At 59.4% G+C, this 21,211-nt stretch carries 23 protein-coding genes; 19 read left to right on the forward strand and 4 right to left on the reverse strand.

Translation table 11 applies throughout. The features are described from left to right. Positions 1–132 precede the first annotated feature (132 nt). Positions 133–813 (reverse strand): alpha/beta family hydrolase, encoded by a 681-nt coding sequence (locus AC1DVF_RS05940; protein WP_477782216.1) that lies wholly within the window; start codon positions 811–813, stop codon positions 133–135. Between the two features lie 95 nt (positions 814–908). On the opposite strand from AC1DVF_RS05940, the gene ccoN (AC1DVF_RS05945) reads away from it, so the two are divergent. From ccoN (AC1DVF_RS05945) to AC1DVF_RS05990, 10 genes are all read left to right on the forward strand, one after another. Beyond that, positions 909–2,333, forward strand: coding sequence for a cytochrome-c oxidase, cbb3-type subunit I (gene ccoN, locus AC1DVF_RS05945; RefSeq protein ID WP_008082029.1), 1,425 nt, complete (start codon positions 909–911; stop codon positions 2,331–2,333). Between the two features lie 10 nt (positions 2,334–2,343). Next, positions 2,344–2,952, forward strand: a complete 609-nt coding sequence (gene ccoO / locus AC1DVF_RS05950; RefSeq protein WP_003223389.1) for a cytochrome-c oxidase, cbb3-type subunit II — start codon at positions 2,344–2,346, stop codon at positions 2,950–2,952. Positions 2,953–2,955: 3 nt separating this feature from the next. Then, complete coding sequence (locus tag AC1DVF_RS05955) at positions 2,956–3,153, forward strand: cbb3-type cytochrome c oxidase subunit 3 (protein WP_016987592.1); 198 nt, start codon at positions 2,956–2,958, stop codon at positions 3,151–3,153. Next, positions 3,150–4,103 carry a cytochrome-c oxidase, cbb3-type subunit III gene (gene ccoP, locus AC1DVF_RS05960; protein WP_095047712.1) on the forward strand — a complete coding sequence of 318 codons (954 nt, stop codon included), beginning with the start codon at positions 3,150–3,152 and terminating at the stop codon, positions 4,101–4,103. Before AC1DVF_RS05955 ends, ccoP (AC1DVF_RS05960) begins: the two co-directional genes overlap by 4 nt. A 482-nt stretch (positions 4,104–4,585) precedes the next feature. Next, positions 4,586–6,028: a cytochrome-c oxidase, cbb3-type subunit I gene (gene ccoN / locus AC1DVF_RS05965; RefSeq protein ID WP_093431876.1), complete on the forward strand. Its 1,443-nt coding sequence runs from the start codon at positions 4,586–4,588 to the stop codon at positions 6,026–6,028. Further along, a complete protein-coding gene (gene ccoO, locus AC1DVF_RS05970; RefSeq protein WP_093431874.1) occupies positions 6,028–6,636 on the forward strand; it encodes a cytochrome-c oxidase, cbb3-type subunit II in 609 nt (202 codons plus the stop codon). The genes ccoN (AC1DVF_RS05965) and ccoO (AC1DVF_RS05970) overlap by 1 nt, the downstream gene beginning before the upstream one ends. 5 nt (positions 6,637–6,641) lie before the next feature. Further along, positions 6,642–6,827: a CcoQ/FixQ family Cbb3-type cytochrome c oxidase assembly chaperone gene (locus AC1DVF_RS05975; RefSeq protein WP_003175465.1), complete on the forward strand. Its 186-nt coding sequence runs from the start codon at positions 6,642–6,644 to the stop codon at positions 6,825–6,827. Beyond that, positions 6,824–7,807: a cytochrome-c oxidase, cbb3-type subunit III gene (gene ccoP / locus AC1DVF_RS05980; protein WP_093431872.1), complete on the forward strand. Its 984-nt coding sequence runs from the start codon at positions 6,824–6,826 to the stop codon at positions 7,805–7,807. Before AC1DVF_RS05975 ends, ccoP (AC1DVF_RS05980) begins: the two co-directional genes overlap by 4 nt. A 530-nt stretch (positions 7,808–8,337) precedes the next feature. Next, the gene (locus tag AC1DVF_RS05985) at positions 8,338–8,592 is read left to right on the forward strand and encodes a type II toxin-antitoxin system Phd/YefM family antitoxin (RefSeq protein WP_175559588.1); all 255 of its coding nucleotides are present in this window, start codon (positions 8,338–8,340) and stop codon (positions 8,590–8,592) included. Beyond that, positions 8,592–9,011, forward strand: a complete 420-nt coding sequence (locus AC1DVF_RS05990) for a type II toxin-antitoxin system VapC family toxin (RefSeq protein WP_093431866.1) — start codon at positions 8,592–8,594, stop codon at positions 9,009–9,011. The genes AC1DVF_RS05985 and AC1DVF_RS05990 overlap by 1 nt, the downstream gene beginning before the upstream one ends. 38 nt (positions 9,012–9,049) lie before the next feature. Here the strand turns inward: AC1DVF_RS05990 and AC1DVF_RS05995 are convergent, their stop codons facing one another. Then, positions 9,050–10,054 (reverse strand): metallophosphoesterase family protein, encoded by a 1,005-nt coding sequence (locus AC1DVF_RS05995; RefSeq protein ID WP_460098353.1) that lies wholly within the window; start codon positions 10,052–10,054, stop codon positions 9,050–9,052. Positions 10,055–10,324: 270 nt separating this feature from the next. Between AC1DVF_RS05995 and AC1DVF_RS06000 the strand changes: the two genes are divergently transcribed. The 7 genes from AC1DVF_RS06000 (at position 10,325) to hemN (ending at position 17,767) form a co-directional block, all read left to right on the forward strand. Beyond that, on the forward strand, positions 10,325–10,642 hold the full coding sequence (locus AC1DVF_RS06000) for a hypothetical protein (RefSeq protein ID WP_257358019.1): 318 nt from the start codon (positions 10,325–10,327) through the stop codon (positions 10,640–10,642). Next, a complete protein-coding gene (ccoG, locus tag AC1DVF_RS06005) occupies positions 10,642–12,057 on the forward strand; it encodes a cytochrome c oxidase accessory protein CcoG (protein ID WP_093431860.1) in 1,416 nt (471 codons plus the stop codon). Before AC1DVF_RS06000 ends, ccoG begins: the two co-directional genes overlap by 1 nt. Before the next feature lie 11 nt (positions 12,058–12,068). Then, positions 12,069–12,608, forward strand: coding sequence for a FixH family protein (locus AC1DVF_RS06010; protein WP_093431857.1), 540 nt, complete (start codon positions 12,069–12,071; stop codon positions 12,606–12,608). Between the two features lie 212 nt (positions 12,609–12,820). Then, positions 12,821–15,271, forward strand: coding sequence for a heavy metal translocating P-type ATPase (locus AC1DVF_RS06015; RefSeq protein ID WP_477782217.1), 2,451 nt, complete (start codon positions 12,821–12,823; stop codon positions 15,269–15,271). A 24-nt stretch (positions 15,272–15,295) separates the two neighbouring features. Further along, entirely contained in the window at positions 15,296–15,508 is a 213-nt protein-coding gene (gene ccoS, locus AC1DVF_RS06020) for a cbb3-type cytochrome oxidase assembly protein CcoS (RefSeq protein WP_093431851.1), read from the forward strand. Beyond that, a complete protein-coding gene (locus AC1DVF_RS06025; protein ID WP_064116888.1) occupies positions 15,501–16,184 on the forward strand; it encodes a sulfite exporter TauE/SafE family protein in 684 nt (227 codons plus the stop codon). The genes ccoS and AC1DVF_RS06025 overlap by 8 nt, the downstream gene beginning before the upstream one ends. A 200-nt stretch (positions 16,185–16,384) precedes the next feature. Beyond that, the gene (hemN, locus tag AC1DVF_RS06030; RefSeq protein WP_477782218.1) at positions 16,385–17,767 is read left to right on the forward strand and encodes an oxygen-independent coproporphyrinogen III oxidase; all 1,383 of its coding nucleotides are present in this window, start codon (positions 16,385–16,387) and stop codon (positions 17,765–17,767) included. Here the strand turns inward: hemN and AC1DVF_RS06035 are convergent. After that, positions 17,764–18,246, reverse strand: a complete 483-nt coding sequence (locus AC1DVF_RS06035) for a hypothetical protein (protein ID WP_116255244.1) — start codon at positions 18,244–18,246, stop codon at positions 17,764–17,766. The genes hemN and AC1DVF_RS06035 overlap by 4 nt on opposite strands. 154 nt (positions 18,247–18,400) lie before the next feature. Here AC1DVF_RS06035 and fnr point away from each other — a divergent pair, with 154 nt between their 5' ends. Continuing rightward, positions 18,401–19,135, forward strand: coding sequence for a fumarate/nitrate reduction transcriptional regulator Fnr (gene fnr, locus AC1DVF_RS06040; protein WP_007918332.1), 735 nt, complete (start codon positions 18,401–18,403; stop codon positions 19,133–19,135). A gap of 78 nt (positions 19,136–19,213) precedes the next feature. After that, complete coding sequence (locus tag AC1DVF_RS06045) at positions 19,214–19,762, forward strand: adenine phosphoribosyltransferase (RefSeq protein ID WP_034152844.1); 549 nt, start codon at positions 19,214–19,216, stop codon at positions 19,760–19,762. A gap of 110 nt (positions 19,763–19,872) precedes the next feature. On the opposite strand, the gene AC1DVF_RS06050 is transcribed toward AC1DVF_RS06045, so the two are convergent. Then, entirely contained in the window at positions 19,873–21,021 is a 1,149-nt protein-coding gene (locus AC1DVF_RS06050) for an acyl-CoA dehydrogenase family protein (protein WP_194934563.1), read from the reverse strand. Positions 21,022–21,211 lie beyond the last annotated feature (190 nt).

Genomic DNA, 21,211 nt, shown 5'->3' on the forward strand with positions numbered 1-21,211 from the left:
ATATGCACATAGATCGAAAAATGTGCAGTGTTCAAGATCTACCCCCTCACCCCAGCCCTCCCGAAACGTCGGACCGCCCCCAAGGGGGCGAGGGGGAAAGGGAGCCGATCTTTATGCAGTTCGGGATCTCGGTTAACCCTTGAGAAACTCGGATACTTTCTGCGCAGCGCTGGCCAAATGCTGTTCATGGGTAAACCCGGAAACCTTTAATGGCTTGAGGTCATGATCTGCAGCCGTTAGCCACGTCACCTCAATACTCGGTGACAAGGTGTAAGCCTCAACCGCCTCCCGATTACCCAGCGCATCCCGCTCCCCCTGCACAATCAAAGTCCGCGTCTGCAAAGAAGCCAAATGCTCAACCCGCGGTTTCTCCGGTTTACCCACTGCATAAAACGGATAGCCCAAACACACCAACGCATCAACGCCCAATTCGTCAGCCAAAAGACTCGCCATCCGCCCGCCCATGGACTTGCCGCCGATCCCCAGCGGCCCAGCGACATGACGTCGCACTTCGGCAAACACTTCGCGCCAGCATTCCTGCAGTTTCGCAGCAGGATTCGGCGGCCGCTTCACGCCATCCACCCGCCGCTGCGCCATATACGCAAACTCAAACCGCAACACGTTGATGCCAAGCCCGGCAAGGCGCCCAGCCATGTCGTTCATCCAATCGCTATCCATCGGAGCACCAGCACCGTGGGCAAGGATCAACGTCGCTGAAGCCTCACCACTGGCGGCGTTCCAAAGCCATCCATGATCGAGCACGCACTGCGCCCATTGATCCCCGTCAATACTGGCCTTGTGCTGTTTGTCCATGCTTGCCTCGCTTTTAGTCTGCCTATAACTCCAGACGAAGGATTCGCCGCGTGTTTTGCGCGCGCTCACTTCGGCTGAACCGTGGATGGGGAACCATGAACACTTCTATCAGTACCGCCTACAACTACAAGGTGGTCCGCCAATTCGCCATTATGACGGTGGTGTGGGGCATCGTCGGCATGGGCCTCGGGGTTTTTCTCGCGGCCCAATTGGTCTGGCCCGAACTCAACTTCAATTTGCCCTGGACCAGTTTCGGCCGTCTGCGCCCGCTGCACACCAACGCGGTGATCTTCGCGTTCGGTGGCTGTGCGCTGTTCGCCAGTTCGTTCTACTCGGTGCAACGCACCTGCCAAACCCAATTGTTTGCGCCGAAAATCGCCGCGTTCTGCTTCTGGGGCTGGCAACTGGTGATCCTGTTGGCGGCGATCAGCCTGCCACTGGGTTACACCAGCTCCAAGGAATACGCCGAGCTGGAATGGCCGATCGACATCCTGATCACCATCGTCTGGGTCGCCTACGCCATCGTGTTCTTCGGCACGATCATGCAGCGCAAGACCAAGCACATCTACGTGGGCAACTGGTTCTTCGGCGCGTTCATCATCACCGTGGCGATTCTGCACATCGTCAACAACCTTGAGTTGCCGGTGAGTTTCACCAAGTCCTACTCGGTGTACGCCGGTGCAACCGACGCGATGGTGCAATGGTGGTACGGCCACAACGCCGTAGGCTTTTTCCTCACCGCCGGTTTCCTCGGGATGATGTACTACTTCGTGCCGAAACAGGCCGAGCGTCCGGTGTATTCGTATCGCCTGTCGATCGTGCACTTCTGGGCCTTGATCACCCTGTACATCTGGGCCGGCCCGCACCACTTGCACTACACCGCGCTGCCGGACTGGGCACAGTCGCTGGGCATGGTGATGTCGCTGATTCTGCTGGCACCGAGCTGGGGCGGCATGATCAACGGCATGATGACCCTCTCGGGCGCCTGGCATAAGTTGCGCAGCGACCCGATCCTGCGCTTCCTTGTGGTCTCGCTGGCGTTCTACGGCATGTCGACCTTCGAAGGTCCGATGATGGCGATCAAGACCGTCAACGCCCTCTCCCACTACACCGACTGGACCATCGGCCACGTACACGCCGGCGCTCTCGGCTGGGTCGCGATGATCTCGATCGGCGCGCTGTACCACATGATCCCGAAAATCTTCGGCAAGGCGCAGATGCACAGCGTCGGTTTGATCAACGCGCACTTCTGGCTCGCGACCATCGGCACCGTGCTCTACATCGCCTCGATGTGGGTCAACGGCATCGCCCAAGGCCTGATGTGGCGCGCGGTGAACGAGGACGGCACGCTGACCTACTCCTTCGTCGAAACCCTGGTGGCCAGCCATCCAGGCTTCGTCGTGCGGCTGATTGGTGGGGCGATCTTCCTCAGCGGCATGTTCCTGATGGCTTACAACACCTGGCGCACCGTGCGGGCCTCGCAGCCTGCTGACGTCGTTGCTGCCGCGCAGATGGCCTGAGGAGTCCGCCATGAAACACGAAACGATTGAAAAGAACGTCGGCCTGTTGATGTTGCTCATGGTGTTCGCCGTGAGCATCGGCGGCCTGACCCAGATCGTCCCGCTGTTCTTCCAGGACGTCACCAACAAACCGGTGGAAGGCATGAAGCCCTACACCGCGCTGCAACTGGAAGGCCGCGACATCTACATCCGCGAAGGCTGCGTCGGTTGCCACTCGCAGATGATCCGGCCGTTCCGCGCCGAAACCGAGCGCTACGGGCACTACTCGGTGGCCGGCGAAAGCGTTTGGGATCACCCGTTCCTGTGGGGTTCGAAACGTACCGGTCCGGACCTCGCCCGGGTCGGCGCGCGTTACTCGGATGACTGGCACCGCGCGCACTTGTACAACCCGCGCAACGTTGTGCCGGAATCGAAAATGCCCGCCTATCCGTGGCTGGTCACGCAAGCGGTCGACAGCAGCCACACCGAAACCAAGCTCAAGACCATGCGCACCCTCGGCGTGCCGTACACCGACGACGACATCAGCGGTGCGGTGGCCAGCCTCAAGGGCAAGACCGAAATGGACGCCCTCGTCTCCTACCTGCAAGTGCTCGGCACTGCGATCAAGAGCAAGAGGTGAGCCATGGTCATTGAAATGAGTGCAGGCATGATTCGTGGCCTCGGCACGGTCGTGGTGTTCGTCGCCTTTGTCGGCCTGACCTTGTGGGTGTTCAACCGCAAGCGCACCCCGGAGTTCGCCGAAGCGCGTCTGCTGCCGTTCGCCGACGAGCCGCAACCCGACACAACCCCAGTAAATGAGACAAGGAGTACCCGGCCATGACCACCTTCTGGAGTACGTGGATCTGCGTACTGACCATCGGCAGCCTGATCGGCCTGACGTGGCTGCTGATCGGCACCCGCCGGGGCGAGACCAAGGGCAGCGTCGACCAGACCATGGGCCACAGCTTCGACGGCATCGAGGAGTACGACAACCCGCTGCCGCAGTGGTGGTTCATGCTGTTCGCCGGCACGCTGGTGTTTTCCGTGGGCTATCTGATCCTCTATCCGGGCCTGGGCAACTGGAAAGGCATTCTTCCCGGTTACGAGGATGGCTGGACCGGCGTGCACGAGTGGGAAAAGGAAATGAACAAGGCCGACGCCAAATTCGGGCCGATCTTCGCCAAGTTCGCCGCCATGCCGCTGGAAGAAGTGGCGAAGGACCCACAGGCGCTGAAAATGGGTGGCCGCTTGTTCGCTTCCAATTGCTCGGTGTGCCACGGTTCCGATGCCAAAGGCGCGTTCGGTTTCCCTAACCTTGCCGACAGCGACTGGCGCTGGGGCGGCGACGCCGACACCATCAAGACCACCATCATGGGTGGCCGGATGGCGGCGATGCCGGCCTGGGGCGAAGTGTTGGGCGAAGCCGGGGTGAAAAACGTCGCGGCGTACGTCCGTCACGAACTGGCCGGTTTGCCATTGCCAGCCGACAACAAGGCTGACCTGCAAGCCGGACAGCAAGCGTTCAGCACCACTTGCGTGGCCTGTCATGGGGCGACCGGCCAAGGTACTGAAGCCATGGGCGCGCCGAATCTGACGCACCCGGCCGGGTTTATCTATGGCACCAGCCTGACCCAACTCGAGCAGACCATTCGCCATGGTCGCCAGGGTCACATGCCGGCGCAGAACGAGCTGTTGGGCAACGATAAAGTGCAATTGCTTGCCGCTTATGTGTACAGCCTGTCACATGGATTGAATACAGAAAAACTGATTACTGAAGACAACAAGAAGTAATCATTGCGTACACCTCTGCCGCACCATTCTCGGTGCGGCAGCATCCAGCCCCTTTGCGACGCATTGTCGCACCCCTTCACACCCTCTCCTTTCGGTTCCTCTGATTCGGGTCTACGCTTGCTCGATGCGGACTGGCTTGTGCCGGTTCCAGGTCAACGCTGACTGCTGTGTTCCGCGAACCGGCTGACTGATGTGGCCGCAAACGCCGGTAGATACCGGCTGTCGTGCCATTTACCGTCCGTCACCCGAACTGAGCGTTTGAACACACTCCGTTACAAGCGACCTGAACCCCTCGCTTTTTTCGTCCGCTGCGACATTTTGTCCGAGGCCAATTTTGTCCTTACGCGGCGCATGGAAAGGCCGCAGAATCAGCGTTGGAAAGCATTGACCCAGGTCATGGCGCGTTGCAATGACCCCCTGCTCTCTGCATACTTGCGGCCGATTTTAATCCTAATAAAACACCCAAACCGTGGAACCTTAGAATGAGCACAGCAATCAGTCCGACTGCTTATAACTATAAGGTAGTCCGCCAGTTCGCCATCATGACGGTGGTCTGGGGGATCCTTGGCATGGGGCTCGGTGTCTTCATCGCCTCGCAACTGGTCTGGCCGGAGTTGAACTTCGGTCTGCCGTGGACGAGCTTTGGACGCCTGCGCCCGTTGCACACAAACCTGGTGATTTTCGCCTTCGGTGGTTGTGCACTGTTTGCCACTTCCTACTATGTCGTGCAGCGAACCTGCCAGACGCGACTGATTTCCGACAGCCTCGCGGCCTTCACCTTCTGGGGCTGGCAAGCGGTGATCGTCGGCGCAATCATCACCTTGCCGCTGGGTTACACCACCACCAAGGAATACGCGGAACTGGAATGGCCACTGGCTATTCTGCTGGCGATTGTCTGGGTCACCTACGGTCTGGTGTTCTTTGGCACCATTACCAAGCGCAAAACCAAGCACATTTATGTGGGTAACTGGTTCTACGGTGCGTTCATCGTGGTCACGGCGATGCTGCACATCGTCAACCAYGCCTCCCTGCCGGTGAGCTTCTTCAAGTCCTACTCCGCCTACTCCGGCGCGACCGATGCGATGATCCAGTGGTGGTACGGCCACAACGCGGTGGGCTTCTTCCTGACCACCGGTTTCCTCGGGATGATGTACTACTTCGTGCCGAAACAGGCCGAACGTCCGATCTACTCCTATCGTCTGTCGATCGTGCACTTCTGGGCCCTGATCACCCTGTACATCTGGGCCGGCCCGCACCACCTGCACTACACCGCATTGCCGGATTGGGCACAATCGCTGGGCATGGCGATGTCGATCATCCTCCTGGCGCCAAGCTGGGGCGGCATGATCAACGGCATGATGACCCTGTCGGGCGCCTGGCATAAGTTGCGCACCGACCCGATCCTGCGCTTCCTCGTGGTTTCGTTGGCGTTCTACGGCATGTCGACCTTCGAAGGGCCGATGATGGCGATCAAGACCGTCAACTCGCTCTCGCACTACACCGACTGGACCATCGGCCACGTACACGCTGGCGCTCTCGGTTGGGTCGCGATGATCTCGATCGGCGCGATCTACCACATGATCCCGCGTCTGTTCGGGCGTGCGCAGATGCACAGTGTCGGCCTGATCAACGCGCACTTCTGGCTCGCGACCATCGGCACCGTGCTGTACATCGCTTCGATGTGGGTCAACGGCATCACGCAGGGCCTGATGTGGCGTGCAATCAACGACGACGGCACCCTCACCTACTCGTTCGTTGAAGCGCTGCAAGCCAGCCACCCGGGCTACATCGTTCGCGCCTTGGGCGGTGCTTTCTTCGCCAGCGGCATGTTCCTGATGGCTTACAACGTCTGGCGCACCGTGCGCGCCTCGAACCCGGCTGAAGCCGAAGCCGCTGCCCAGATCGCTGTCGTTGGAGCTCACTGATGAAGCATGAAGCTGTCGAGAAGAATATTGGCCTGCTGGCCTTCTTCATGGTCATCGCCGTCAGCGTTGGCGGCCTGACCCAAATCGTTCCGCTGTTTTTCCAGGACGTCACCAACAAGCCGGTCGAAGGCATGAAGCCGCGTTCGGCGCTGGAACTGGAAGGCCGCGACGTTTACATCGCCAACGGCTGTGTCGGCTGCCACTCGCAGATGATCCGTCCGTTCCGTGCCGAAACCGAACGCTATGGGCACTACTCGGTCGCCGGTGAAAGCGTCTGGGATCACCCGTTCCTGTGGGGTTCCAAACGTACCGGGCCAGATCTGGCCCGTGTCGGCGGTCGTTACTCCGATGACTGGCAACGTGCGCACTTGTACAACCCGCGCAACGTCGTGCCTGAGTCGAAAATGCCGGCTTACCCGTTCCTCGTAGAAAACAAGCTCGACGGCAAAGACACTGCCAGGAAGATGGAAGTGTTGCGCACGCTCGGCGTTCCTTACACCGACGAAGACATCGCCGGGGCCAAGGATGCCGTGAAGGGCAAAACCGAAATGGACGCGCTGGTGGCCTATCTGCAAGGCCTGGGCACCATCATCAAAAGCAAACGGTGATCTAGATGGATATCGGGATGATTCGTGGCCTGGGCACCGTTGTCGTGATGGTGGCCTTCATCGGTCTGGCGCTGTGGGTGTTCAGCCCCAAGCGCAAGTCGGAGTTTGAAGACGCGACCTTGTTGCCTTTTGCGGATGATCCCGAAGCCATCAAGCACGTCGAGCAAGCTTCTAGGAGTAACAAAGAATGACTACATTCTGGAGTCTGTACGTCACAGTCCTCAGTCTCGGTACGATCTTTTCCCTGACCTGGCTGCTGCTGTCGACCCGCAAGGGCCAGCGCAGCGAACAGACGGACGAGACGGTCGGGCACTCTTTCGACGGGATCGAGGAGTACGACAACCCACTGCCGAAATGGTGGTTCATGCTGTTTGTCGGCACCATCATTTTTGCCTTGGGTTACCTGGTGCTGTACCCGGGCCTGGGCAACTGGAAAGGCCTGCTGCCGGGCTACAACTACCTCGATAACGACAAGCAGACCGCGTTCGCCAACGGCCAGACCGGCTGGACCGGCGTGCACGAGTGGGAAAAGGAAATGGCTCGTTCGGACGCTAAGTTCGGTCCGATCTTCGCCAAGTTCGCTGCCATGCCGATCGAAGAAGTGGCCAAGGATCCGCAAGCACTGAAGATGGGTGGCCGTCTGTTCGCCTCCAACTGCTCGGTGTGCCACGGTTCCGACGCCAAGGGCGCCTACGGTTTCCCTAACCTGACCGACGCCGACTGGCGCTGGGGCGGCGAGCCGGAAACCATCAAGACCACCATCATGGGCGGTCGTCACGCAGTGATGCCGGCCTGGGCTGAAGTCATCGGTGAGCAAGGTGTTGCCGACGTAGCAGCATTCGTTGTGACCAACCTGGATGGCCGCAAGCTGCCGGAAGGCACCAAGGCTGATCCGGCCAACGGCGGCAAACTGTTCGCCGCCAACTGCGTGGCCTGCCACGGTCCGGCCGGCAAAGGCACCCCCGCCATGGGCGCGCCTGACCTGACCCACCCGGGTGCGTTCATCTACGGTTCGAGCTTCGCGCAACTGCAGCAGACCATCCGTTACGGCCGTCAGGGCCAGATGCCTGCGCAGGAACAACTGCAAGGCAACGACAAGGTGCACCTGCTGGCGGCATATGTTTACAGCCTGTCCCACGGTGAAAAAGCACCCGAAGCGAACGCCGAGTAAGGCCAGCGTTTGAAGTACAAAAGGCCCCGCCAATGTTGATTGGCGGGGCCTTTTTTCATGCTGGCATTCATGCCTTGAGACATATGCTCAATAGACCTGAGCAGCACTGCCCTGTAGGTTTTTCCCACTCCGATGAACAGCATCGGGTCAACCTTCAAGGATGAAGCCTACATGTCAAAGAATGACGAAACCACACTGCCAAAACGTTTGCAGCCCCTCCATGATCATGAAGCAACGGCGGTGAATAGGCCTGTGGCACCCGCACGCTCACCCTCACCAAACCCTGTAGGTCGCCCAGGTAACAGCGGCGGTCTGGACGGTCTTGGCGGCGGCAGATTGCCCTGACAGGGGGCAGCAAAACACAGCGAATTTACGTCCAATATCCTGCGCCCCTGCCCTTTGGCCGGGGCGCTTTCGCCGGTGCCGTTATGACAGTGATAAACCGATCGTCCGCAACCCACCTTTTTGATTGCTGGGCAAACCCCAAAGTAGTAACGTTTCTACACCAGAATCACCGGAGGCCGAACATGATGGCCATCACGACCATTTCCAGCCGCGAATTCAACCAGGACACCAGTGCCGCCAAAAAAGCCGCGCATCAGGGCCCGGTCATCATTACCGATCGTGGCAAGCCTGCCCATGTACTGCTGAGCATCGAGGAATACCAGAAACTGACCGGTAGCCAGACCAGCATCGTCGATCTGCTGGTCATGCCGAATGCGCCTGACATCGAATTCGAAACCGAGCGCGCCGTCATCACTCCTCGCAGCGTGGACCTGTCCTGATGTTTCTACTGGATACCAATGTAGTTTCCGAACTGCGAAAACCCCAGGCCAACAAGCAGGTGGTGACATGGGCAAACAGCGTCGCCCCGGCCAGCCTGTATTTATCGGCCATCACTGTGCTGGAGCTGGAAACCGGCATTCTGCGTATCGAACGCCGCGACCCGCCACAAGGAGGGATGCTGCGCAACTGGCTCGAGCGTCATGTCAAACCCGCATTCTCGGGAAGAATCCTCTCGGTCGATAGCGCCGTCGCTAGCCGATGTGCACAGCTGCACGTGCCTGATCGCAGCAATGAATGCGACGCTTTGATCGCCGCCACCGCGCTTGTTCATGGGCTGACGCTGGTCACCCGTAATGTTGCCGATTTCCAACTCAGCGGCGTTCATCTGATCAATCCATGGAACGCGGCCAATCACTGATCGTCCAAAGCCCCGCCTAATCACTGGCGGGGCTTTTTTTATGGGCGCTTGGCAAAGATTGAATGCACCGGCGTCGTATCGATCAGCGTTCGATTGCGCCACTGATTGTTCTTCACCAGATAGACCTGCAACTGCTTGCGGTCCTCGGTGAAACTGGCAATCAGATAGGTTTGCTGAGACGTACTGCCGCTCAGGTAGATGGGCACGCTACCCTCCCAATAGGCATCACCTCCATCCTTATGCAAATGGCCGGCAAAGATCGCCGTCACTTGATATTTATTGACCATATCGGTGAAGCGTTTCTGTTGCGCCTGGGTCCCCTGGTGGCGCAACGGTTTATGCATATTGATGATGATGGCGTACCCCGAGGCTCGCGCCAGTCTGAGGTCCGTCTCGAGCCAGTCGAGCGCATCGTTGATTTCAAATGTCGTCGGGTTCAATGGATGAGCAATCCGGGTGGTATACGTCGGTTCGTTATTGAGTTGAACCATATGAACTTCGCCGATGTTTTTTGAATAGGCGAGACTGCCAGAGTACTTTTTACTGAGAAACCCACTGGTGATTTTCAGATCAAAGCTGTCGACTTTACCCTCATGATGCTCTTTGAACTCGACGATACTTCCCGCTGCACAGCTATTACTAAAACAATCATCAACATTGTTTTCATAATCGTGATTACCCAAGCCGTACAAATACTCACCTTTGAAGTGTTTGGTCAGTAAATCCTTCATGAACGAACGCTGCCAGCCATGACCAAAAGCGGTTATATCGCCATTGATCATCAAAGGCACCTGGGCTTGAGAGCCGTGCTGATTTCTGAACTCGGCAATACTCCCAAGCTGAGTATCAACCAGCCATTTCGAACGAACATCGAATTCGGCGTCGGATTCCGGCTCCCGGTCATCGGTCTTGTCGGTCCAGGGATATTGAGTATCCGAGGCAAAAACCATGTGTTTCGGTGTTCCGGTTATAGCCTGCGCCGATACACCCGTCGCCCACAAACAAACACCCAGCACAACGCTTGCAAACTTGTTAAAAGCCATACATTAAATTCCGTTTAAATTAATCAATCAGGCGCAAACTTTTCGCGCAAACAGAACTTATTCGAAAAAACAGAAAACTTCAAAGCACTCACAAAGAACAATCAATTGGATTTATTTCAGAGACACTAGCCGCACAAGTTTAATAACCTGCAGAGCACTGAAAATAAACATGACAAGTTCCATTCAACGTGGCGTGGCCCACGCAAAACCACATTCAAAGTTTTCTTTCAGGCCAGACACGCGTCGAGTTGTGCAAAGGAAACCCTGAACGTGACGCCATTCGTGCGTGCGTCCAATCTGACCAGGCTTTTTTATGAAACTCGCAATGACCGCAGCGGCGGACTGTTCTCCCATGGAAACAATGAATTAGCCCTCAAGCCAAAACCGTCCATACTCAACAAGTCAATTGACCTGCATCATGCTTTGCTGCATTCGCTACACCATTCAGGTTTTTTACCCAACGCGACCAAAGGTCGCACCCTTGAGCCAGAGCGACCGGCGTATCATTGCGCCACTGCAACACCCCTTTCTGACCTGGGTTGGCACGTATCGACCGAGGCATTTTTCCACTGCCGTGGGATGCAATGATGAGCAACCAGATTCCGGTACACGACGTCACACCACCGAGCAAAAACGCGAACAACAGCGTTGACCTTTACGCCTCTCGAGAAAAAATCTACACCCGCGCGTTCACCGGCCTGTTCCGCAATCTGCGGATGATGGGCGGCGCGGCACTGTTCCTGCTGTATTTCGGTACGGTCTGGCTGAACTGGGGCGGTCATCAGGCCGTGTGGTGGAACCTGCCGGAGCGCAAGTTCTTCATCTTCGGCGCCACTTTCTGGCCACAGGATTTCATTCTGCTCTCGGGCCTGTTGATCATTGCCGCGTTCGGCCTGTTCTTCATTACCGTGTACGCCGGCCGGGTCTGGTGCGGCTACACCTGTCCGCAAAGTGTGTGGACGTGGATTTTCATGTGGTGCGAGAAGGTCACCGAAGGCGACCGCAACCAGCGCATCAAGCTCGACAAGACGCCGATGAGCACCAACAAATTCGCGCGCAAATTCGCCAAACACGCGCTGTGGCTGTTGATCGGTTTTGTCACCGGCATGACCTTCGTTGGCTACTTCTCGCCGATCCGTGAACTGGTCTTCGAATTCTTCACCGGCCAGGCCGATGGCTGGTCGTATTTCTGGGTCGGTTTCTTCACCCTCGCCACTTACGGCAACGCCGGTTGGCTGCGTGAGCAGGTGTGCATTTACATGTGCCCGTACGCACGCTTCCAGAGCGTGATGTTCGACAAGGACACGCTGATTGTTTCCTACGACCCGCGTCGCGGTGAAAGCCGTGGCCCGCGCAAGAAAGGCGTCGATTACAAGGCCCAGGGGCTGGGCGATTGCATCGATTGCACCATGTGCGTTCAGGTGTGCCCGACCGGCATCGACATCCGCGACGGCCTGCAGATCGAGTGCATTGGCTGCGCGGCCTGCATCGACGCCTGCGACAGCATCATGGACAAGATGGATTACCCGCGCGGGCTGATCAGCTACACCACCGAACACAACCTGTCCGGGCAGAAAACCCATAAACTGCGGCCACGCCTGATCGGCTATGCCGTAGTGTTGCTGGCGATGATCAGCCTGTTGGTCACTGCATTCGTGATGCGCTCGCTGGTCGGCTTCGACGTTAGCAAGGACCGCGTGCTGTACCGCGAAAACGCCGAAGGCCGGATCGAAAACGTCTACAGCCTGAAGATCATGAACAAGGATCAGCGCGACCACACTTACGTGCTGGAAGCCGCGGGCCTGCCCGACCTGCGCCTGCAAGGCAAACGCGAGATCAAAGTCGCGGCCGGCGACATCGTCAGCATGCCGGTCGAGTTGTCGAGCGCACCGGAGCAACTGCCATCGAGCACCAACGAGGTGAAATTCATCCTCAAGGATGCCGATGACGACAGCGTCCACGTTGAAGCCAAGAGCCGATTCATCGGCCCACAAATCCGTTGAGAGAACTGAACATGCCCGCAGCAAACGCCGCAAGTCCCTGGTACAAGCACCTTTGGCCATGGATCATCATCGGGATTCTGGCCTGTTCGGTGACCCTGACCCTGTCCATGGTGACCATTGCGGTGAACAACCCGGACAACCTGGTCAACGACAACTACTACGAGGCCGGCAAAGGCATCAACCGTTCGCTGGACCGTGAACTGTTGGCACAGACTCTGAAAATGCGCGCCGCTGTGCATCTGGATGACGTGACCGGTGAAGTTGATTTGCGCTTGAGCGGTGACAGTCAGCCAAAGACCCTGGAGCTGAACCTGATTTCACCGACGCAGCCGGAGAAGGATCGCAAGATTGTCCTGACCCGCAGCGAGACTGAAACCGGGCGTTACATCGGTCAATTGGGTGACAAAGTTGAAGGTCGCCGGTTTGTCGAGTTGCTGGGCAGTCAGGATGATCACGTCTGGCGGATGTTCGAGGAAGAATTGGTTAACCATGACAAGGATTTGTTGCTGGGTGACGAGCCGCTGCAAGGTGCCGAAGACTTGAAGAAGTAAACAACTTCAAAAGCCCCCTCACCCTAGCCCTCTCCCCCAGGAGAGGGAACTGATCTCGAGCGTTTGCACGTTTTGTGTATGACAGTAATGATCCAGCCGACTGAACCAGTTTTTCCGGCTCACACCAATCGGCTCCCTCTCCCTCCGGGAGAGGGCTGGGGTGAGGGCAAGCGGACAACCCCAATGCAAGGGCTTAACCCCTCAACGATGCCATGACCACCCCACTCCCCTGCTATCACTGCGCCCTGCCGGTCCCGTCCAGCAGCCGCTTCACTGCCGTCGTACTCGGGCAATCCCGCGAATTCTGCTGCCCGGGCTGTCAGGCCGTGGCCGAAGCCATCGTCGCCGGCGGCCTGGAAAGCTATTACCAACACCGCAGCGAAGCCTCGGCCAACCCCGAAGCATTGCCGGTGCAATTGGTCGATGAACTGGCCCTGTACGACCGCGCCGATGTGCAGCAACCCTTCGTCCGCCATGAAGGCGAACTGGCTGAAACCACCCTGTTGATGGAAGGCATCAGTTGTGCCGCCTGCGGCTGGCTGATCGAAAAACACCTCCGCACGCTGCCCGCCGTGGCCGAAGCGCGGCTGAACCTGTCCAACCATCGCTTGCACGTGCGCTGGGCCGACGCGCAATTACCGCTGAGCCAAGTGCTCGCCGAACTGCGCCACATCGGCTACGCCGCCCACCCGTATCAGGCCGATCGCGCCAGCGAACAACTGGCCAGCGAAAACCGCCTGGCCCTGCGTCAGCTCGGCGTCGCCGGGCTGCTGTGGTTCCAGGCGATGATGGCGACCATGGCCACCTGGCCGGAATTCAACATCGACCTCAGCCCCGAGCTGCACACGATCCTGCGCTGGGTCGCGCTGTTCCTGACCACACCGATCGTGTTCTACAGCTGCGCGCCGTTCTTCAAAGGCGCGATGCGCGATCTGCGCACACGCCACCTGACCATGGATGTCTCGGTGTCGCTGGCGATCGGCAGTGCCTACATTGCCGGGATCTGGACCTCGATCACCGGGGTCGGCGAGTTGTATTTCGACGCGGTGGGGATGTTTGCACTGTTCCTGCTTGCCGGCCGCTATCTCGAACGCCGTGCCCGCGAACGCACCGCTGCCGCCACCGCGCAATTGGTCAATCTGTTGCCTGCCTCCTGCCTGCGCCTTGATGCAGCCGGCCAGAGCGAACGCATCCTGCTCAGCGAACTGCGCCTCGGCGAGCGGATTCTGGTGCAGGCCGGCTCGATTTTGCCGGCGGACGGCAAGATCATCGACGGCCAATCGAGCATCGACGAATCGCTGCTCACCGGCGAATACCTGCCGCAACCGCGTACCCTCGGCGACACGGTCACTGCTGGCACGCTCAATGTCGAAGGCGCGTTGACCGTGGAAGTTCAGGCGCTGGGCCAAGACACGCGCCTGTCGGCCATCGTCCGTCTGCTCGACCGCGCCCAGGCGGAAAAACCGCGACTGGCGGAAATCGCCGACCGCGCCGCGCAATGGTTTTTGCTGTTATCACTGATTGCCGCCGCGGCCATCGGCCTGCTCTGGTGGGAGCTGGATTCATCGCGCGCATTCTGGATCGTCCTCGCCATGCTCGTTGCGACCTGCCCGTGCGCGCTGTCGCTGGCGACACCGACCGCGCTCACCGCAGCCACCGGGACATTGCACAAACTCGGTTTGCTGCTGACCCGTGGTCACGTGCTGGAAGGCTTGAATCAAATCGACACGGTGATCTTCGACAAGACCGGCACCCTCACCGAAGGCCGACTGGTGCTGCGCTCGATTCGCCCGCTCGGCGCGCGCGACAGCGATGAATGCCTGAGCCTTGCCGCCGCACTGGAAAACCGTTCGGAACACCCGATTGCCCGTGCCTTTGGCCGTGCGCCGCTGGCCGCTGAAGAAGTCCACAGCACGCCGGGGCTTGGCCTCGAAGGCTTGGTGGGCGGACAGCGTTTGCGCATCGGTCAGGCAGAATTTGTCTGCGCCCTCAGCGGTGCGAACGTGCCCGCCATGCCGAATGAGGCCGGCCAATGGTTGCTGCTCGGCGACACTCAAGGGCCGCTGGCGTGGTTCGTTCTCGACGACCGCTTGCGTGATGACGCCCCCGCGCTGCTCGCCGCGTGCAAGGCGCGCGGCTGGCGTACGCTGTTGTTGTCCGGCGACAGCTCGCCAATGGTCGCCAGTGTGGCAGCGGAATTGGGCATTGATGAAGCTCGTGGCGGTTTGCGTCCGGACGACAAACTGCAGGTCCTGCAACAGCTGCACCGGGAAGGTCGCAAAGTGCTGATGCTCGGCGATGGCGTCAATGACGTGCCGGTACTCGCCGCGGCCGACATCAGCGTGGCCATGGGTTCGGCCACCGATCTGGCGAAAACCAGTGCCGATGCGGTGTTGCTGTCCAACCGCCTCGACGCCTTGATCCAAGCCTTCACGCTCGCGCGGCGGACCCGTCGGGTCATCATCGAGAACCTGCTGTGGGCGGCGCTGTACAATGGCCTCATGTTGCCGTTCGCCGCCCTCGGCTGGATCACTCCGGTGTGGGCCGCCGTCGGCATGTCGATCAGTTCGTTGACCGTGGTGCTCAATGCCCTGCGCCTGACTCGCCTGCCGAGTCCGCCGCCCGCCAGCACCCGATCGCACACCCGCCCGCTGCCGGCCTGAGCCGCGCGGGCACCTGGAGTACAGATGCCAGCTCTCTACGTGATGATCCCGGCCGCCCTGCTGATCGTGGCCATCGCCGTTTACATCTTTTTCTGGGCGGTGGACAGCGGTCAGTACGACGACCTCGACGGCCCGGCGCACAGCATCCTGTTCGATGATCAGGATCCGAACCACACCGCCGCCGTGGACGAAGCCAACCCCGACAAACCGGACGACAAGGCCCCACCTCATGCTTGAACTGGCGCCGCTGTTGGTATCGGCATTGATCCTCGGCCTGCTCGGTGGCGGTCATTGCCTGGGCATGTGCGGCGGTTTGATGGGCGCGCTGACCCTGGCGATTCCCAAGGAACAGCGCAGCCGGCGCTTTCGCTTGTTGTTGGCGTACAACCTGGGCCGAATCCTCAGTTATGCCACGGCGGGCTTGCTGATCGGGCTGGCGGGATGGGCGGTGGCGAACAGTCCAGCCGCATTGTTCATGCGTGTGCTGGCCGGGTTGTTGCTGATCGCCATGGGTTTGTATCTGGCCGGATGGTGGAGTGGGCTGACGCGCATTGAAAGTTTGGGGCGCGGGCTGTGGCGTTACATTCAACCGGTGGCCAACCGCTTGCTGCCGGTGTCGAGTGTGCCGCGCGCGTTACTACTTGGCGCGTTGTGGGGCTGGCTGCCGTGCGGACTGGTTTACAGCACATTGCTGTGGTCGGCGAGTCAGGGCAATGCGCTGGACAGTGCGTTGTTGATGCTCGCGTTCGGCCTCGGCACCTGGCCGGTTTTGCTGGCGACGGGGCTTGCGGCGGAACGCGTGACTGCCATTTTGCGCAAACGCAGCGTGCGCATGGCGGGTGGACTGCTGGTGATCCTGTTCGGGATCTGGACATTACCCGGCCCACATCAGCATTGGCTCATGGGCCATTAGATCGGCGGCGCGGCCTTCGCGAGCAGGCTCGCTCCCACAGGGGATTTGTGTTGCACCACCGATCCAATGTGGCAGCGAGCCTGCTCGCGAAGAGGCCCGCACTAACACCACACCTCTCCCCGTTGATGCAAATCAACAGCGCCACCACCGCCCCCCGATAGACTCGCTCACACTGCCAGCCTATCCGGGGGAATGCCCGCATGCTCGACGCCATTCGTTGGGACTCTGATCTGATCCACCGCTACGACCTGGCGGGGCCGCGCTACACCTCGTATCCGACGGCCGTGCAATTTCACAGTCAGGTCGGCACCTTCGACCTGTTTCATGCCCTGCGCGACAGCCGCAAGGCCCTGCGCCCGTTGTCGTTGTATGTGCATGTGCCGTTCTGCGCGAACATTTGCTACTACTGCGCCTGCAACAAAGTCATCACCAAGGATCGTGGTCGCGCCCTGCCCTACCTGCAGCGGCTGGAGCAGGAAATCCAGTTGATCGCCTGCCACCTCGACCCGGCGCAGAAGGTCGAACAACTGCACTTCGGTGGCGGCACGCCGACCTTTCTCAGCCACGACGAACTGCGTCAGTTGATGGCGCACCTGCGCAAGCATTTCAATCTGCTGGATGACGACTCCGGCGATTACGGCATCGAGATCGACCCGCGCGAAGCCGACTGGTCGACCATGGGCCTGCTGCGCGAACTGGGTTTCAACCGGGTCAGCATCGGCCTGCAAGACCTTGATCCGGCGGTGCAGCGCGCGGTCAATCGCCTGCAAAGTCTGGAAGAAACCCGCGCGGTGATCGATGCCGCGCGTACCCTGCAGTTCCGCTCGATCAATATCGACTTGATCTACGGCTTGCCCAAACAGACCCCGGAAAATTTCGCCCGCACCGTTGAAGAAGTCATCAGCCTGCAACCGGACCGGCTCTCGGTGTTCAACTATGCGCACCTGCCCGAGCGTTTCATGCCGCAGCGACGGATCAACGGCAATGAATTGCCCGAGCCTGCGCAGAAGCTGGAAATGCTTGAGCGCACCATCGAGCAGCTCACCGCCGCCGGCTATCGCTACATCGGCATGGATCACTTCGCCCTGCCCGATGACGAGCTGGCGATTGCTCAGGAAGAACAAACCCTGCAACGCAACTTCCAGGGTTACACCACTCATGGCCACTGCGATCTGATTGGTCTGGGGGTTTCCGCGATCAGCCAGATCGGCGATCTGTACTGCCAGAACAGCAGCGATCTCAACGAGTACCAGAACACCCTCGCCGCCGCACAACTGGCGACCAGCCGGGGCCTGGTGTGTAACGCCGATGATCGCTTGCGCCGAGCGGTGATTCAGCAACTGATCTGCAATTTCAGCCTGGAATTCGCCGAGATCGAGCAGCAGTTCAACATCGATTTTCAGGGCTATTTCGGCGCGCTGTGGCCGCAGTTGCAGGGTATGGCCAGTGATGGCCTGATCGCGCTGGATCGCGAGCGGATCGCCGTTTTGCCGGCGGGTCGTCTGCTGGTGCGCTCGGTGTGCATGGTGTTCGATGCCTACCTGGAACAGCAGAACCGTCAGCGTTTTTCGCGGGTGATCTAGTTTTTCGTCAGCAACGAACCGACGCTCAGGTTCTGATCCGCGGTCAACCCGGACTGCCCGACCACTTTGGACAAAGCCAGATTGGCCGTGATCAGACCGGTATTCAACGCGGCGATAGCGCCTCGCAGCGCGGCAGCCTTGATGATCTTTTCTTCGTTGGAAAGGCGCTTGTCGGCCATGACCGCTTCGATGAGTGCCTTTTTCTCGGCAATCTGTTTTTGCAGTTTGCGGATCATCTTCAGCAATTGCTGGATGTTCTCTGGCAAGCCGCTGCTCTCGATGTCGCTGTTCTCGCCACCGATACTGGCGGCCTTTTCGATCGATGCGCCGGACAGCGACACTTTGACGCCCTCGACCAAGGTCGGGGTTGCCTCTTCGGGCGAGCCGGGATCGCGTGCATTGCCGGACACAGCTTTAAACGCTTCCGGCGTTGCCGCAACGTCGCTGCTAGCGGGGCCCAGCGTACCAATGGCGGCCATCGAATCGTTCCTTGTATGCACTTTGATACCTGTTTATCGGCTGCTGGCCCTGTGGCTTTATGGCTGTAGGGCAAAGTCGCCCCAGACTGGCCTGAATGTCCTCCCGTGAGTTACCCTTACGGCTTATGTGTGTTTTCCCACAAGGATCCAAGAAATGTCCGAGCCAGTTAAACTGCGCGCTCACAACCAGGCCCATTGCAAGGATTGCAGCCTGGCCCCTCTCTGCCTGCCACTTTCTCTGAATCTGGAAGACATGGATGCGCTGGACGAAATCGTTAAACGCGGCCGCCCGCTGAAAAAGGGCGAGTTCCTGTTCCGCCAGGGCGACACGTTCGATTCCGTTTATGCAGTACGCTCCGGCGCCCTGAAGACCTTCAGCCTCAGCGACAGCGGCGAAGAGCAGTTGACGGGTTTCCACCTGCCGAGCGAACTGGTCGGCCTGTCCGGCATGGACACCGAGAAACACCCGGTCTCCGCCCAAGCACTGGAAACCACATCGGTCTGCGAAATACCTTTTGAACGTCTCGATGAACTGGCCCTGCAACTGCCGCAGCTACGCCGCCAGTTGATGCGCGTTATGAGCCGGGAAATCCGCGACGACCAGCAAATGATGTTGCTGCTGTCGAAAAAAACCGCCGACGAGCGCATCGCTACCTTCCTGGTCAACCTCTCGGCCCGCTTCCGCGCTCGCGGCTTTTCGGCCAACCAGTTCCGCCTGAGCATGTCGCGCAATGAAATCGGTAACTACCTCGGTCTGGCGGTGGAAACCGTGTCCCGGGTTTTCACCCGTTTCCAGCAGAACGAACTGATCGCCGCCGAGGGCAAAGAGATTCACATCCTCGACCCGATCCAGCTCTGCGCGCTGGCCGGTGGCTCGATCGAAGGCTGATCTCGATCCGCGGTTGAGCGAAGCGTTTCAGCCGCGGGTATACTGCGCCGTTTGCAGCCCTGCCAGGACACCTCGACGATGGTCTTCGACTCCTTCGACATCAAATCGCTTATCCGCCCTGTGATCGACTTCCCGAAACCGGGCGTGATCTTTCGCGACATCACCCCGCTGTTTCAGTCGCCGACGGCTCTGCGCCTGGTGATGGACAGTTTCGCCCACCGCTACGTCGAAGCTGATTTCACCCACATTGGCGCGATGGATGCCCGTGGCTTCCTGATCGGCTCGGTGTTGGCCTATCAGTTGAACAAACCGCTGGTGCTGTTCCGCAAGCAAGGCAAACTGCCGGCGGACGTACTGGCCGAAGGTTACGCAACCGAGTACGGCGAAGCGTTCCTGGAAGTGCACGCCGACAGCCTGTGTGAAGGCGATTCGGTGGTGATGTTCGATGATTTGATTGCCACGGGCGGGACATTGATCGCAGCAGCCAACCTGATTCGCCGCATGGGCGCGCGGGTGCATGAAGCGGCGGCGATTATTGATTTGCCGGAGCTGGGTGGTTCGCAGCGTCTTGAGGACATGGGCATTCCTAGCTTCTGCCTGACGCAGTTTGCCCTGACTGATAAATAAGTAGCGCCCTCCCGGACGCTTTCGCGAGCAAGCTCGCTCCCACAAGGGAACGCATTCCAACTGTGGGAGCGAGCTTGCTCGCGAAGGGTCCGGCAGCCTCACGCCGAAACCTATAGCCCCATCTGCTTGCTAATGATCTCGTTCATCACTTCCCGCGTCCCGCCGCCAATCGACAGAATGCGGTTATCCCGATACAGCCGCTCCACCAGACTTTCGCGCATATAACCCAGCCCGCCAAGAATCTGCACCGCCTCGGTGGTGATCCGGTCCGAGGTGTCCGTGGCAAAGTTCTTCGCCATGGAAATTTCCTTGATCACACTCTGCCCCGCCGCCATCTTCGCCGCTTGCCGGTAAGTAAACTCGCGTGAGACTTCCAGCGCCGTCGCCATCTCGGCGAGGCGATGCTTGATTACCTGAAACTTGCCGATCGGCTTGCCAAACGCTTCGCGCTCGCGCGCCCACTTCAGGCTTTGCTCCAGTGCAAGCTGTGAGGTCATGTTGGCCATCAGCGCCAACGCCAGCCGTTCGCTCTGGAAATTGCCCATGATGCAGGCGAAGCCCATGTTCTCGGCGCCGATCAGGTTTCCTGCAGGCACGCGGCAATCGTCGAAGAACAACTCAGCCGTGTCCGACGCCCACCAACCCATTTTTTTCAACTGCCGGCCAACGGTGAAGCCCGGCGTACCCTTCTCGATCAGCAGCAGACTGATGCCGCCAAACCCCGGCGCACCGGTGCGTACCGCGACGGTGTAGAAATCGGCGCGCACGCCACTGGTGATAAAGGTTTTACTGCCGCTGACGCGATAGACATCGCCGTCACGCACGGCGCGGGTTTGCAGGTTGGCGACGTCGGAGCCGCCGCCGGGTTCGGTGACGGCCAGGGCACTGATCTTTTCGCCGCTGAGCACTTGCGGCACAACGTGATCACGCACCTCGGGACGGGCCCATTTGACGATCGGTGGCAGGCCGATATCCAGCGATCCCAGCCCCGCTACCAGGCCGCCAGAGCCGCAGCGCATCAACTCCTCACTGGCGGCGACCTTGGCGAACAGATCGCCTGCATGGCTGCCTCCCAGCGCTTCCGGATAACCGATGCCGAGGATGCCTGCCGCGCCAGCCTTCAGGTACAGCTCACGGGGAAAGCTTTCGGCTTCTTCCCACTGATCGATGTCCGGCAGGATCTCGCGTTCGACGAAACGTCTGACGCTGTCGCGGACCAATTGGTGGCTGGGGTCGAAGTATTCCTGAAAGGCAGGCATGGGCGAGCTCCACGGAAAGGTTCGCCGAACTTAACCGAGCGCTTGCTTGGTTTTCAACTCAATTGTGTGAATCAGCCAAACCGAGTCGCCCCATTCGCGAGCAAGCTCGCTCCCACAGGGGATTTGTGAATGACACAAAACCAATGTGGGAGCGAGCTTGCTCGCGAAGGCGTCAGCTCAGACACTGCAA

Source organism: Pseudomonas sp. P4_D7 (assembly GCF_056401755.1).